This window comes from Vibrio marisflavi CECT 7928 (assembly GCF_921294215.1).
In the GTDB taxonomy this organism is placed as follows: domain Bacteria; phylum Pseudomonadota; class Gammaproteobacteria; order Enterobacterales; family Vibrionaceae; genus Vibrio; species Vibrio marisflavi.
Genome location: NZ_CAKLDM010000002.1, coordinates 1835523 through 1850222, shown reverse-complemented (window position 1 = coordinate 1850222; position 14700 = coordinate 1835523). Strand labels below are relative to the sequence as shown.

General features: G+C 43.4%; 11 protein-coding genes. 9 read left to right on the top strand and 2 right to left on the bottom strand.

The genetic code is table 11. The features are described from left to right. The first annotated feature begins 188 nt into the window (after nt 1–188). Nucleotides 189–1625, top strand: coding sequence for an APC family permease (locus L7A31_RS15215; RefSeq protein ID WP_237362623.1), 1437 nt, complete (start codon nt 189–191; stop codon nt 1623–1625). Beyond that, nucleotides 1622–2713 carry an agmatine deiminase gene (aguA, locus tag L7A31_RS15210; RefSeq protein WP_237362622.1) on the top strand — a complete coding sequence of 364 codons (1092 nt, stop codon included), beginning with the start codon at nt 1622–1624 and terminating at the stop codon, nt 2711–2713. Before L7A31_RS15215 ends, aguA begins: the two co-directional genes overlap by 4 nt. A gap of 54 nt (nt 2714–2767) precedes the next feature. Here aguA and argS read toward each other — a convergent pair whose 3' ends face one another. Further along, a complete protein-coding gene (gene argS, locus L7A31_RS15205) occupies nt 2768–4501 on the bottom strand; it encodes an arginine--tRNA ligase (protein ID WP_237362621.1) in 1734 nt (577 codons plus the stop codon). Nucleotides 4502–4695: 194 nt separating this feature from the next. Between argS and L7A31_RS15200 the strand changes: the two genes are divergently transcribed. Further along, nucleotides 4696–5295, top strand: coding sequence for a VOC family protein (locus L7A31_RS15200; RefSeq protein ID WP_237362620.1), 600 nt, complete (start codon nt 4696–4698; stop codon nt 5293–5295). Here the strand turns inward: L7A31_RS15200 and L7A31_RS15195 are convergent. Next, nucleotides 5287–8061, bottom strand: a complete 2775-nt coding sequence (locus tag L7A31_RS15195; RefSeq protein ID WP_237362619.1) for an insulinase family protein — start codon at nt 8059–8061, stop codon at nt 5287–5289. The genes L7A31_RS15200 and L7A31_RS15195 overlap by 9 nt on opposite strands. Before the next feature lie 277 nt (nt 8062–8338). Here L7A31_RS15195 and sixA point away from each other — a divergent pair, with 277 nt between their 5' ends. From sixA to cheY, 6 genes are all read left to right on the top strand, one after another. Then, on the top strand, nt 8339–8803 hold the full coding sequence (gene sixA / locus L7A31_RS15190; RefSeq protein ID WP_237362618.1) for a phosphohistidine phosphatase SixA: 465 nt from the start codon (nt 8339–8341) through the stop codon (nt 8801–8803). Nucleotides 8804–8970: 167 nt separating this feature from the next. Then, on the top strand, nt 8971–11064 hold the full coding sequence (flhA, locus tag L7A31_RS15185) for a flagellar biosynthesis protein FlhA (protein WP_237362617.1): 2094 nt from the start codon (nt 8971–8973) through the stop codon (nt 11062–11064). A gap of 52 nt (nt 11065–11116) precedes the next feature. Continuing rightward, nucleotides 11117–12628: a flagellar biosynthesis GTPase FlhF gene (gene flhF, locus L7A31_RS15180; protein ID WP_237362616.1), complete on the top strand. Its 1512-nt coding sequence runs from the start codon at nt 11117–11119 to the stop codon at nt 12626–12628. Nucleotides 12629–12640: 12 nt separating this feature from the next. Beyond that, nucleotides 12641–13528: a MinD/ParA family protein gene (locus L7A31_RS15175; protein ID WP_237362615.1), complete on the top strand. Its 888-nt coding sequence runs from the start codon at nt 12641–12643 to the stop codon at nt 13526–13528. Next, entirely contained in the window at nt 13521–14255 is a 735-nt protein-coding gene (locus L7A31_RS15170; RefSeq protein ID WP_237362614.1) for an RNA polymerase sigma factor FliA, read from the top strand. Before L7A31_RS15175 ends, L7A31_RS15170 begins: the two co-directional genes overlap by 8 nt. Before the next feature lie 44 nt (nt 14256–14299). After that, a complete protein-coding gene (cheY, locus tag L7A31_RS15165; RefSeq protein ID WP_237363578.1) occupies nt 14300–14668 on the top strand; it encodes a chemotaxis response regulator CheY in 369 nt (122 codons plus the stop codon). Nucleotides 14669–14700 lie beyond the last annotated feature (32 nt).

The following is a 14700-nucleotide window of genomic DNA, read 5'->3' as shown; positions in this document are numbered from 1 at the left end:
ATTTTCGTGATCTCACTACTTTACCCTTAGTTATTTATGCAGGTAGTCACGAATTAATTTTCAAAATATCTCAGATAGTCGATAAGTGATTCTAATAACAAGATTTGACTCGTCCTGAAATTAATATTGATGAAAATTAGCTGACGAAATTAACTAGGTTGTTAGCAAGCTTACTACGGAGAAATATTATGGAAACTCAACCTTCTGGTGGAAAAATGGGAGTTGGCAGCCTAGCGCTGTTTAGTTTATGTGCTGTCATTGTTGTCGATACCTTGACGGCTTCAGCTTCAATCGGAGTGAGTGCAATTGGGTGGTGGGTCGTGACTCTCGTTGTGTTTGTCATCCCTTACGCTCTAATTACTTCCGAATTAGGTACGACGTATCCAGGAGACGGTGGGATATATGATTGGGTTAAAAAAGCGTTTGGATATCGATGGGCAGTGCGAACTACTTGGTTTTATTGGATAAACGTTGGTTTATGGATGCCCGCCGTGTACATCATGTTTGCTGGTATGTTTTCTGAGTTGTTTTTTCCGGAGCTTTCTTTGTTTTGGCAGATCGCAATTTGTATCGTGCTTACTTGGCTCACTATCTGGATATGTAATGTATCGGTGGATGTTGGAGTGTGGGTCACTAATATTGGCGCAATTCTTAAAGTATCTGTCATTGCGGTTCTTGGTGTGGGTGGATTCGTTTACGCAGCAAAGCATGGTGTTGCCAACGAATTCTCCTTTGCGGCGATGAAACCTAGTTTAGATACCGGTGTGGCGTTTCTTCCAGCTTTGGTATTTAACTTAATGGGATTTGAACTCGTCGCGACTATGACCAAAGAGATGAAGGACGTTCGAGATATTCCCAAGTCTGTTTTTCTAGCAATGGGGATTACCGCTTTCCTATATATCTTTGGGACATTGGGCATTTTAATGGCGCTTCCTGTCAACGATATTGGTTTGGTCGCGGGCATTATCGACACGCTACGCAAGTTGTTTGGTGATTCTTTATTTGGTTCTTTCATGATTTACGCGGTTGGGACCATGGCTTTGCTTACTTTCATTGGCAATATGGTGACATGGACCATGGGTGCTAGCCGAGCGGCAGCTGAGGCCGCGAGTGAAGGTGAATTACCAAAAGCAGTAGGGAAGCTATCTGACAAATATGATACCCCTGTCGGCGCTAACAATATCACGGGAATCCTCTCTACAATTGTTATTCTCGCTTACGCAGTATTTGCTCAAACGAGTGATGAACTGTTCTGGTCGGTGTTTGCTTTCTCTAGCTGTATTTTCCTATTGCCATATTTGTTTATGTTTCCATCGTATCTAAAACTGCGAGTGACCGACCCAGGTACACCTAGACCTTTCAGAGTTCGCGGTGGAATGGGCGTGCAGTGGCTACTAAGCATTATCTGTTTCTTTGTCATCGTTCAAGCTGTCGTTCTATTTATCTTCCCAGACCTATTGCAATGGAAAGTGAGTTGGGTGTACAGCGGACCGGTGTTAATTGGAGTGATTTTAACGGTACTTATTGGGGAGTTTTTACTCAAGCAAGCTATAGCTCGTAAGGCTGGAGGTGAAGAGTTATCCCTACAACGTTTTGAAAATTTGAATAAGGAAGCTGAGTTATGAGCAAGCAAATCGAATCTACACCTCGTCAAGACGGATTTAGAATGCCTGGTGAACATGAACCGCAATCTGCTGTTTGGATGATATGGCCTGAGCGTTGTGACAACTGGCGTTATGGCGCAAAGCCGGCTCAGTCGACCTTTGTTGAGGTTGCGAATGCGATATCGCAAACCACGCCAGTAACAATGGTCGTTAGTGTTGGACAGTTTGAAAATGCCCGCTCCATGTTGCCAGAGCATATTCGCTTAGTGGAAATGAGCAGTGATGATTCTTGGATGCGTGACGTAGGACCATCCTATGTGGTGAATGGCGATGGTGAAAGACGAGGAGTCGATTGGCAGTTTAATGCGTGGGGTGGCTTGTTGGATGGCTTGTATTTCCCTTGGGATAAAGATGATGCGGTTGCTAAAAAAGTATGTGAAATAAATCAAGATAGCAGCTATCGAGCCCCAATTGTGCTTGAAGGTGGCTCTATCCACGTCGATGGTGAAGGTACGTTGTATACAACGGAAGAGTGTTTGTTGCACCCCAGCCGAAACCCAGATATGGACCGAGAACAAATTGAACAAGTACTATGTGAATACTTGTCGGTAGACAAAGTTGTTTGGATACCGTCAGGGCTGTATAACGATGAAACTAATGGTCATGTTGATAATCTCATTCATGTGGTTCAGCCCGGTGAGGTAGTACTCACTTGGTGTGAAGATCCAAGCGATCCGCAGTATCAAATTTCAAGGAGTGCATTGGACGCACTGGAGACGCAAACTGATGCAAAAGGGCGTCGAATTAAAGTGCACAAAATCCCAATGCCTGGGCCTTTATACATCACTGACGAAGAAGCTACGGGAGTGGATATATCAGATGGAATGGAGAGGGTAGCAGGCGAAAGGTTAGCAGGTTCTTACGCCAATTATCTAGTCAGTAATGACCAAATCATTTATCCGCTTCTTGATACAAAATACGATTCAGAAATGGAAGCGATATTAAATGATCTTTATCCTGGCTATAGAGTGACGGGAATCAACGCTCGAGAAATATTACTTGGAGGTGGAAATATTCACTGTATTACCCAGCAAGTACCAAGTATTTAAAACGAAAAAAGGCCCGAATCAATAGATTCGGGCCTTTTAGCAATTAGGGGGCGATTACATACGCTCTAGAGTTTCAATACCTAGTAGAGATAGGCCAAGCTTAATTGTCTTCGCAGTTAGAGCTGCCATTTTCAGACGGCTATTTTTAATCTCTTCACTGTCTGCGACAAGAATTGGACAAGCTTCGTAGAAGCTAGAGAATTGGCCAGCAAGTTCGAATAGGTAAGTACACAATAGGTGTGGTTGACCTTCGCGAGCAACAGATTGTACGGCTTCTTCAAACTGCAGAAGTTTTGCAACTAGTGCTTTTTCTTTTTCTTCACTGATGATCATTTCACCAGTAACGTCATCCATTGAAACACCAGCTTTAGCAAAGATGGAAGCAACGCGAGTATAAGCGTATTGCATGTATGGTGCCGTGTTACCTTCGAATGCCAACATGTTGTCCCAATCAAACACGTAATCAGTTGTACGGTGTTTTGAAAGGTCAGCATATTTAACCGCAGCTGTCGCTACTGCTTTTGCAATTTGTGATTTCTCACTAGCGCTTAGGTCTGGGTTTTTAGATTCAATTAGTTTACTAGCGCGTTCATCTGCTTCGTCTAACAAATCGGCTAAACGAACAGTACCGCCTGCGCGGGTCTTAAATGGACGACCATCTTTGCCTAGCATCATGCCGAATGCGTGGTGCTCTAAAGATACTTCTTCTGGAACATATCCCGCCTTACGAACGATAGTCCATGCTTGCATTAAGTGTTGATGCTGGCGAGAGTCGATGAAGTAAAGTACGCGGTCAGCGCCTAGTTGTTCACAACGGTATTTTGCGCAAGCAATGTCAGTTGTGGTGTATAGGAAGCCGCCGTCACGTTTTTGGATGATAACGCCCATTGGCTCACCATCTTTATTCTTGTACTCATCTAAGAATACAACGGTGGCACCGTCATCTTCTTGCGCCAAACCTTTCTCTTTTAGGTCTGCTACGATGCCAGGTAACATGTCGTTGTACATGCTCTCGCCCATGATATTGTCGTTGGACAGAGATACATTCAAACGGTCATAGTTACGCTGGTTTTGAACCATAGTAATCTCGACCAGTTTCTTCCACATTTCAGCGCAGAACTCATCGCCGCTTTGCAGTTTCACAACATAGCCACGAGCTTTTTCTGCGAACTCTTCATCTTCATCATAAAGAACTTTAGATTCTCTATAGAAAGCTTCTAAGTCGGAAAGCTCCATTGAAGTTTCGCTGTCAGATTGTTCTTTACGCTCAAGGTTCGCGATCAGCATACCAAACTGAGTTCCCCAGTCGCCAATGTGGTTAGCTCGAACGACATTGTGGCCTAAAAACTCCAATGTTCTAACGACTGCGTCGCCGATAATGGTTGAACGCAAGTGACCAACGTGCATTTCTTTTGCAACGTTTGGAGCTGAATAATCTGCAACAATAGTTTGAGGTGCTTCGCTTGCAACACTCAAGCGAGGATCGGCCAAGGCTTTTTCCGCTTGCTCTGCAACAAACTTAGAATCAAGGAAAATGTTAATGAACCCCGGGCCAGCTACTTCTGTTTTACTAGCAATGCCCTCAAGGTCCAAAGCATCAATAACTTTCTGAGCAAATTCTCGAGGGTTAGTACCTAGCTTCTTCGCAGCGCCCATTACACCATTTGCTTGGTAGTCACCAAACTGAGGTTTTGCGGATTGTCGAACAGCTGCTGGTGTTCCAGCAGGTGCTCCAGCAGCTTCTAGAGCTTGCGATACTTTGTCGTTAATTAATGCTTGGATATTCACTCATGTTTCTCCGAAATCTTTAGAATGCTTGAAGTAGGGGATGCATATGGAAGCTCGACCCTGACTTTTCATAATCTGCGGGCAATAGTATCAACTTTATTGATTAGCTTATAGGGAATTGAAAGGGATTTTTTCTACTTATTTTTTGCTATCTGCTACTATTGCGCGAAAATCAATACATTGAATAGCCAAATATGCCTGCGTTACTTACTGATGCTCAACTTATGCCTGAGCAATTAAAATCAAACTTCGTTGAATTTATGGAAAAAATTGTTCAGCTTGCTGACCTGTTAAAAATCGATTTACAGCAGCTTCAGGCCGATCATATTGCCTTTAGAGTTAACGACGAAAAACTGGCGCAACTGGCTAGAGATGAGTGGTTAAAGGAGACAACACTTTTGTCTCAAGCACAAATTAATGGTAGGCCGATATATGTTCTGGAGTTTGATACGCCACTGTCGTATGAGAATTGGAGTATTGATTGCTTGGAGCTTCCATTTCCCGCGATAAATAAAAAACATCCAGTTGAAGGGTGGGAGCATGTGGAGTTTGTAGTGCCTTCTAGAGCCAATTCTGCGGAAGACTACTTGTTAGACCTAATGTCTCAGTTTCCAATGTTTGCCAGCCACTTTACTGAGCTAGAGCAGCTGGGTGTTAAGACAAAACTGTCCAGTCCAAAAGGGGAAGGCGAGCGGCTAAACAACCCAACTGTCGCGTTTAAGTGGGATAATATTTGTATCAAGCTACACCCTCACCCTTTGAAAAAGATCATTGAATCGGAATCTTTAGCCTAAATCGTAATCTTTTGACCTTAATTGGAACTCTTTTATCGAATCTATTTCTTTACCGATATCGAGTTTTTCAGCGTCAGCATGAGCTTTGCCTTGGGTGTGAAGAACAAGCCTGTTCGCGGTTCTTGGCTTTAGCTCATTGACGACAAATCGGATCATGTCACTTCTGCTGAGGCCTTTCAATTCTTCCAGTACCTTGTCACGATGATTGAAGGCCATATCTTTATTGCCTATCGCAACCCAAAGCCTTTGTGCTCGGCTTCTTAACGTTTTATCTGGAATTGAAATTTGATTCCATAGTCCCCGTTTACTGCTATGCCACTCGTATTCATTGAGTTCAAGTAGCACCATATAGAACGCGTTCAAAAACTCATCAATAGAGCGAATAAGATCGACCGGAGCAGCATTTGGAGATTGAACATACAGAACCAGCCCAGGATGGCGGTTAAGTGGCATATTTCCGGTGCCAACCATATAGCCAAGTTGCTGCTTAGTTCTTATCTCATGAAAGAAAATTGCCGACATGAGATGATTGGCTAGGGAATATAAAGCAACGCTGTGTGCATCGATGTTTTCAGATTGATAGTAGATGACGACCGAAGAATCATTTTGATTGCACTGTACTTCATGTTGAAAAGTTCCGTTCTTACCTAGCATAACCAAAGGTCGAAACGCTTCTTCATATTTTTGATTGGGTACTCTGAGCGCATTTTTGAGCTCATTGCCGAGGTGAATGGCTTCGTCGGAAGTCCAGTCACCGAAAACGAACATTTCTACTTGCAGCTCGGCTAATATGTAATCAACAAATGCTGGCAACTCAGATACGTCAATGGTTTCCAGCTGCTCAATCAAAGTTTTATATGGTGGGTTATTGGGTTGCAATAGCCCTGTCATGGCGTTGAATAGTTGAGAAACGGGTCTGTCTTTTTCAGCGTTGCGCCACCTTCTTAACAATTGCTCCTTAATGAGGTTAAATCGATTCTCTTTGAAATCACGCTTTCCAAAGCGAGCGATGATAAGTTTCATTAACTCTGGCTGTTTTTGAGCAAAACCAGATATCGTTAAAGTGACGCCACCTTGGTGTGCATATAAGTTGTATCCCATTCCAGCAATTTCAGCTTGATAAGTGTCATCACTCAATGAGTCCAAGAACATCTCTACGCACAAGCGTGTTTTTACTATATTTCTAGGGTTCGCAACTGCGACAGGGCTGTCAATAGCGACGTAAATCACTCCTTTTGGCACTCTAAATTTGTCATCTTGCAAATGCCATAGGCGAAAGCCTGCTTGATCTTCGATAATTTCTGGACAAGGTTTGCTGCTAACAAGATCTTTTGGCTCAAAGTTGTATGAGATAAAAGGGTTTTTGTCTGGCAAGGAAAAGTTTAAGTAACTGGGCTGAATGAAAAAATTCTTGGTCTCTTCAGATAGCTTCTCCACTGAGTAGGGCGTAAAGTACCATTTCGCTTCCTGATCGTAGTGCTTGCCTTTGGCGACTACAGTAATGCGTAGATTATCCGGATTGAAGAATTTTGCTAACTCCGCCAAATGGTGAGGTTGATATTCCTCCATCATATAGTCACCGTAAAGCAGGTTTTCTTCATCGTAGTGCTGCATGTTAACGGAGAGATGGCTAGCTAGCTCAATAGGGCGAAAAGCTTCTTGGTAGCGAAAAGCAGATTCCAAAACGGCCTTTTTCTCTTCATAGCGCCACGAATCCATCCCATCATTCAGAATCATCTGGATATAGTCGAATACTGCTTGAGCAATATCATTGATATGATTAAGGCCTCTAGGCTCTAGAGTGCAGCTAACCGTAAACTCACGGTAGTTGCTACCACTAACGCCTCCGCCAGCAGACAGTGACATTACCCAGCCACGTTCTTTTAAAGCCGCCATTAAACTCCCTGTCCCCTCATAGCCAACCAAATGGGCGAAATAAGACAGCGGCTTAGTACGATAGCTATCTGGTTGGTTGTCTAACGGAAAAGTTAGAATAAGCTTACGAATTTCTTTAATTGGCTCAACGTAGACTAAAATACCTGTATTTTCAGGGGTTACGTACGGGATATCGACTACTTTTTCGCTTAGGTTTAGATTGCGAATGGCGCTAAATTTCGCTTCTGCCCAAACCTGCATTTCGTCGAGAGAATGATTGCCGACCATGGATAAGGTCATCAGATCTGCGGAATAGTGCTTTGCGTAAAAATCGGTAATTTCTTCACGAATAGAGAGATTATTTCTGTCGTTTAGAGTTTCCATGTTACCGACTGAAAATTTTGCGTAAGGGTGTGCCTGATTAATTGTCTCTTTTTGCACTTGGTAAAGGCGACGTGAATCTTCATTTACTTTTAGTTTGTATTCCGATTCAATCGCTTTACGCTCTTTCTCTAGCGAATCTGGATTAAATAGCGGAGCAATGAAGAAACGGCTGAATCTATCGAGGCTCTTTTCGAAAGCGTTGGTCGATACATCAAAGAAAAAGCTAGAGTGCTCTGTACCTGTCCACGCATTGTTTGTTCCACCTTGCTGACTGATGTAAGACTGGAATTCACCTGATTCGGGGTATTTATCCGTACCAAGAAATAACATATGCTCTACGAAGTGTGCTAGGCCTTCGCGGTCTTTAGGATCATCAAAGTGGCCGACGTTGACAGTTAATGCTGCAGAAGATTTTTGCGCAGTATTGTCGGAGACGAGTAGCACCCTTAGATCATTGTCTAAAGTTATGTATCGATAGTTATTATTGTCATTGGGGCTTATGCGCACAATTTATCTCCGAAGAAATTCTTTTATAAGTATGACGGTGAAGTATTCCACTGCAAATAATCGGTGTAGAATTGGTAGATAAGTTGGATTTTACTTACATTATTAAAATTAGTGTTAGAGCCTGTTGAGCTTTTGTGGTTCTCTGACCTTATTAGATTGTTATTAAACTCCGCCCTATTAGCAAGATCAATTGATATAATTGTGCTATATGAGGATTCAAACCTATACGAAAGGTTCAATTGCAGGTGAATCGAGCGTAAGTATTTAGGATTGCAAAATGAAAATTTATATCATGCGTCATGGTGAAGCCGAGAACCTAGCTCCTACAGACGCAGAGCGTGCGTTGACTGAAAGAGGTAGGAGTGATTCAATTTCGGTTGCGGAAGCTGGGGTTAAAAAAGGGTTCAACGATATTGATCTCGCACTTGTTAGCCCATACTTAAGAGCACAACAAACATGGCAAGCCATCTCGCCACTCTTGCAGTGCGCCAAACAAAGCACCTGTGAAGATATTACTCCTTACGGTGAATCGAGCGATGTTTTTGAATATGTTTCGGCACTGTGTGAGGTGAACAAGTTCGATACTGTGTTGTTGGTTTCACACCTTCCGTTGGTAGGCTTTTTAACATCAGAGTTTGTTCCTACAATTGCTCCTCCAATGTTTACTACGTCTGGCCTAGCTTGTATAGAATTTAACCCTGAAACACGGAAGGGTGAGTTACTTTGGCATATCCATCGATAACTTTGGGAAATTAAAAGCAACTAAGATTTTGGCTGTGCAAAAATAAACTAAACACGTATCTGTGGTTTGTTTACGCATAGCCATTTATTTGACGTGTTTAGTGGACTGATAATTGCATTCGTAAGCTAACTTATTAAAAGTTTGGATAATTTAATACAAACTCGCTTATGAAATTCTCCTTGCCATTTGCAGACAAGCTGCCACCAATTCCTCAACGAGCAATGCCTGCGATCGGTGCTCCGATCATGGTTCTAGCAACGTTGGCAATGGTGGTTTTACCAATCCCAGCAATTCTTCTCGACTTATTTTTCTCATTCAACATTGCTTTGGCAATGGTCATTCTTTTAGTCACGGTCTATACGAGACGCCCACTAGATTTTGCAGCTTTCCCAACAGTATTGCTTATCTCCACACTATTGCGTCTTGCTTTGAACGTAGCATCAACCCGTGTGGTTTTATTATATGGTCACGAAGGGCCGGGCGCGGCGGGTAAAGTTATTGAGTCGTTTGGTAGTGTCGTTATCGGCGGTAACTATGCAGTTGGTTTAGTCGTATTCCTTATCTTAATGATCATTAACTTCATGGTTGTAACCAAAGGTGCGGGGCGTATCTCAGAAGTTAGCGCTAGGTTTACTTTGGATGCCTTACCCGGCAAACAAATGGCAATTGACGCAGACCTTAACGCTGGACTTATCGATCAAGAGCAAGCGAGAACTAGGCGCTTTGAAGTAACCAAAGAAGCTGACTTCTATGGTTCAATGGATGGTGCTTCGAAATTTGTCAAAGGAGATGCGATTGCAGGGATATTGATCCTGTTTATTAACATCATTGGCGGCCTTTCTATTGGTATGCTGCAATACGATTTAAGTTTTGGTGAAGCCGTACGTATCTACACGTTACTTACTATTGGTGACGGCTTGGTTGCGCAGATCCCATCACTACTTCTATCGATTGGTGCTGCCATAATGGTGACACGTCAAAACACAGATGAAGATATGGGACAACAGGTTGTCTTCCAAATGTTTGACAACCCAAAAGCACTTATCATAACCGCTTGTATATTAGGTGTACTTGGTTTAGTTCCTGGTATGCCACACTTCGCCTTTTTATTACTAGCGTTGATTGCTGGTGGCATATCTTATTGGTTGATTCGAAAACAGAAAAAAGCAGAAGAGGAGCCAAGTACTCCTGTTGCTGCAGAAGCTGAGGCGGCGCCACAGAAAGAGCTTTCTTGGGATGACGTGCAACCCGTAGACATTATTGGCTTGGAAGTTGGCTATCGCTTAATACCGCTTGTAGATAGGGACCAAGGCGGAGAGCTGCTTGAGCGCGTCAAAGGGGTGAGGAAAAAGCTTTCACAAGACTTTGGCTTCCTCATACCGGCAGTGCATATTCGCGATAACTTGGAGCTGACCCCTAATAGTTATCGGATTACTTTAATGGGTGTAGCGGTTGGTGAGGCAGAAATACGCCCAGATCAAGAGCTAGCGATAAACCCGGGGCAGGTCTACGGGATGATTGAGGGCGAGCAGACAGTTGACCCAGCATTTGGGTTGGAGGCTGTTTGGATTAGAGAAGAGCAACGAGAACACGCCCAAGCGTTAGGCTACACCGTCGTTGATTCATCAACGGTGTTAGCAACACACTTAAGCCAGCTGTTGACCAACAATGCATCACAGCTTCTTGGTCATGAAGAAGTTCAGAACCTGTTGGAAATGCTCGGCCGAAGCGCACCTAAACTGATTGAAAACTTTGTTCCAGACCAGCTGTCATTGGGTGTTGTGGTTAAAGTGCTGCAGAACTTGCTCAACGAAGCCATTCCAATTCGTGATATTCGTACCATAATTCAAACTTTGTCGGAGTATGCGAGCAAAAGTCAAGAACCCGACATATTAACAGCGGCAGCTCGAATCTCTTTGAAGCGATTAATTGTTCAAGAAATCAATGGTATAGAGCCAGAGTTGCCAGTGATTACACTTATTCCTGAGCTGGAACAAATATTGCATCAGACTATGCAAGCGGCAGGAGGAGAATCGGCTGGAATTGAACCCGGACTTGCTGAAAGGTTGCAAGCCTCTTTGAGTCAAGCGACTCAAGAGCAAGAACTGAAAGGTGAACCAGCGGTATTGCTAACATCAGGTGTACTACGTTCGACACTAGCTAAGTTCGTGAAGAATACGATTCCTTCTCTGCGAGTACTATCCTACCAAGAAATACCTGATGAGAAGCAGATACGGATAGTGCAGGCGGTGGGTAACTAGTTTGTAATTAGCTAGACTCTCCTATCGAGCAATGTAGAAATGGATATTTATTTTGAAAATCAAACGCTTTTTTGCCAAGGACACGCGAACAGTTCTACTCCAAGTTAAAGAGGAGTTAGGGGCTGACGCGGTGATTATGTCAAATAAAAAAGTTGCGGGTGGTGTTGAAGTCGTCGCGGCAATAGATGGTGAGCAAGTCGCTAGCAAAGCAGCAGCCTCTGGCAAAAAGCAACCATCCAATACTGCTAATCGACCCAAACAAGCGCCAGCGACTCATAGTCAATACTCAAATGCTTCTAAATCGTCAGCACGTCAGCTTGAAGGTGACCGTGTAAGCTTGCAAGGAAAGTCTAAATCTTCTCCCTCTATGACCAAGCGCTTTGCTTCCATGCTCAACCAGTACTCTCAAAATGGCCAAGCTTCGGATAATGAAAGAAGTATGGATGAGCAGGATTCGTTGTCTGCTTTAATGGAAAGGCAAGCTAATGCCAGAGCTTCTGATCCAAGTGGTATGAAGATAAATGAAGATTCCCCGCTTGCTCGACTCATTGCAGAAGACAGAAGTAGCGCTGATCGACCTTACACACCCAAGCTAGATCCAACTCGATACGATCGCTCTCAGAAACAAGAACCCGAAGTCAGCAATGATGAATTAGAAGAGATGCGTGAGGAGATGACTTCAATTCGTCGCCTACTTGAGCATCAAGTATCGGGACTAATGTGGCAAGAAGTCGAACGGCGAGAACCTCTTCGTGCTATGTTGATCAAACGTCTAGAACGGATGGGCCTATCTCTTGATTTATCCGATCAGTTGGCTTGCTATATTCCTGAAGATACACCTCCCCCTAAAGCATGGAAAGCGCTACTAGGTTTAGTCTCTGACCAAATCCCTATTGCTAAGAAAGACATCTTAAAACATGGTGGAGTTGTAGCGCTGTTAGGGCCTACAGGTGTCGGAAAAACGACTACCATTGCTAAATTAGCAGCTCGTGCAGCCATGGAGTATGGCGCAGATAATGTGGCATTGGTGACAACGGATACCTATCGTATTGGCGCTCATGAGCAGCTATCCATCTATGGCAGAATTATGGGGTGCCCTGTAAAAGTCGCTAAAGATTCCAAAGAGTTAGCCGATGTAATTTATCAGTTGCGAAATCGCCGCCTAGTTTTGGTTGATACAGCAGGGATGGGGCAAAGAGATGTGCGCTTGTCTGAGCAGCTTGATACTTTGATGCAAGAGAGCGGAGAAGTGATACATAGTTACTTAGTATTGCCAGCAACCGCACAAAGAAAAGTGCTGCAAGAAACAATCGAGCACTTTAGAAGAATTCCTTTGTCAGGGTGCATTATGACCAAGTTAGATGAATCTCTAAGCTTAGGGGAGTTTCTAAGCGTTGTAGTGCAAAATGCATTACCAGTAGCGTACATTGCGAATGGGCAACGGGTGCCTGAAGATATTGTGATTGCTCAGCCCAAATATATGGTGGCTAAAGCAAATGAATTGCTAGAAAAGTCGACAGAAAACGAACCTCATTATTGGAACAGTGAAGTGGAAGGGTTCTAACCGGCAAAAATTATGACAAACAATATGATACATGACCAAGCAAGCGGTTTACGCCGTTTAACTCAACCATCTCTTACCAAGGTAATCTCTGTTACTGGGGGCAAAGGTGGTGTTGGAAAATCAAATGTAACTTTGGGTTTGGCCATTTGCATGGCTAAACAAGGCAAGAAAGTCATGGTGCTCGACGCTGACTTGGGGCTTGCCAATATCGATGTCATGCTAGGAATTAGACCCAAAAAGAATTTAGGGCACGTGCTCGAGGGTGAATGTGAACTCAGCGATGCAATTGTTGAGGGTCCGTTTGGTATAAAAATTATCCCGGCGACATCTGGTACTCAATCAATGACGGAGCTCAGTCATGCACAACACGCCGGCCTGATCCGCGCATTTGGTAGCCTTGAAGACGAAATGGATGTTTTACTCATTGATACTGCGGCCGGAATTTCAGACATGGTTGTGAGCTTTTCAAGAGCAGCTCAAGATGTGGTTGTCGTGGTTTGTGATGAACCGACCTCGATCACAGATGCATATGCTTTGATCAAATTATTGAGTAAAGACCATCAAGTTCAGAGATTTAAAATTGTAGCAAATATGGTCAGGAGCTATCGTGAAGGTAGGGAATTGTTTGCAAAGTTGACTTTAGTCACAGAGCGATTCTTGAATGTAAGCTTAGAACTCGTAGCATGTATTCCGTTGGATGATAAAGTTCGACAAGCTGTTAAAAAACAAAAAAATGTCGTAGATGCTTTCCCTCGTTCTCCCGCTTCCCTAGCGATCGGATCGTTGGCTAATAAGGCTTTAACGTGGCCTATTCCGAAAACACCGAGTGGACATCTCGAGTTCTTTGTAGAACGCTTACTTAATAGGACTGAGACCTTAGAGGAACCTTTTGGTGAATAAAGCGCTGACTTATGACCAATATGCAAAACAAGGAAACCAACGAGCATTTCTAGAGAAATACTCGGTATTGGTTCGGCGGATAGCGCACCACTTACTTGGACGGTTACCACCAAGTGTACAAGTTGACGATCTCATTCAAGCAGGCATGATTGGCCTGCTTGAAGCGCAAAAGAACTATGACAGCACAAAAGGTGCCAGTTTTGATACCTATGCAGGTATTCGAATAAGAGGTGCTATGCTTGATGATATCCGACGTGGTGACTGGGTTCCTCGATCAGTTCACAAAAACAATCGGGAAATAAGTCAAGCAATCTCTATACTTGAAGGAGAGCTGAATAGAGACCCAACTGATGCTGAGGTTGCTGCACACTTGGAGATGTCTTTAGAGCAGTATCATAGTGCTCTAACAGATATCAATTGCTCTAGGCTTGTTGGCATCGAAGATCTCGGCGTTTCTGATGATGCCATTTCGCCAGCAGATGACGAAGAGGATAGTTCTCCTTTTAAAGGGGTTGCAGACGAATCTTTTCGTACCTCTTTGATAGAGGCGATAAAAACACTACCTGAGCGTGAAGCTTTGGTTCTTTCACTTTATTACGATGAAGAGTTAAACTTAAAGGAAATTGGCGAGGTAATCGGAGTTAGCGAGTCTCGTGTTAGCCAGATACTAAGCCAATCAATGCAGCGTCTACGCACGAAGTTAAGTGCTTGGACTGAACATGACTAAAAACACTGATATCAAACTCAGTGGAGGCAATTTTGAATAAAAACATGAAGATCCTTATTGTTGATGACTTTTCAACAATGCGCCGTATTGTGAAAAACCTACTTCGTGATTTGGGGTTTAATAACACCTCAGAAGCTGACGATGGGTTGACGGCATTGCCAATGCTTAAAAAGGGTGAATTCGATTTTGTTGTCACAGACTGGAATATGCCAGGTATGCAGGGAATCGATTTGCTTAAAAATATTCGAGCAGATGACGAGCTGAAACACTTACCTGTGTTAATGATTACTGCAGAAGCCAAGCGCGAGCAGATTATCGAGGCCGCTCAAGCAGGTGTAAATGGTTATATTGTTAAGCCATTTACAGCGGCTACGCTCAAAGAGAAATTAGATAAGATTTTTGAGCGCTTATAGTCCGACTTGTTGACCGAATTAATTTAATACGC

Excerpts from the sequence above, each read along its gene's own strand:
- L7A31_RS15215 (WP_237362623.1), top strand. The coding sequence starts at position 189 with ATGGAAACTCAACCTTCTGGTGGAAAAATGGGAGTTGGCAGCCTAGCG.
- aguA (WP_237362622.1), top strand. The coding sequence starts at position 1,622 with ATGAGCAAGCAAATCGAATCTACACCTCGTCAAGACGGATTTAGAATG.
- L7A31_RS15200 (WP_237362620.1), top strand. The coding sequence starts at position 4,696 with ATGCCTGCGTTACTTACTGATGCTCAACTTATGCCTGAGCAATTAAAA.
- sixA (WP_237362618.1), top strand. The coding sequence starts at position 8,339 with ATGAAAATTTATATCATGCGTCATGGTGAAGCCGAGAACCTAGCTCCT.
- flhA (WP_237362617.1), top strand. The coding sequence starts at position 8,971 with ATGAAATTCTCCTTGCCATTTGCAGACAAGCTGCCACCAATTCCTCAA.
- L7A31_RS15175 (WP_237362615.1), top strand. The coding sequence starts at position 12,641 with ATGACAAACAATATGATACATGACCAAGCAAGCGGTTTACGCCGTTTA.
- cheY (WP_237363578.1), top strand. The coding sequence starts at position 14,300 with ATGAAGATCCTTATTGTTGATGACTTTTCAACAATGCGCCGTATTGTG.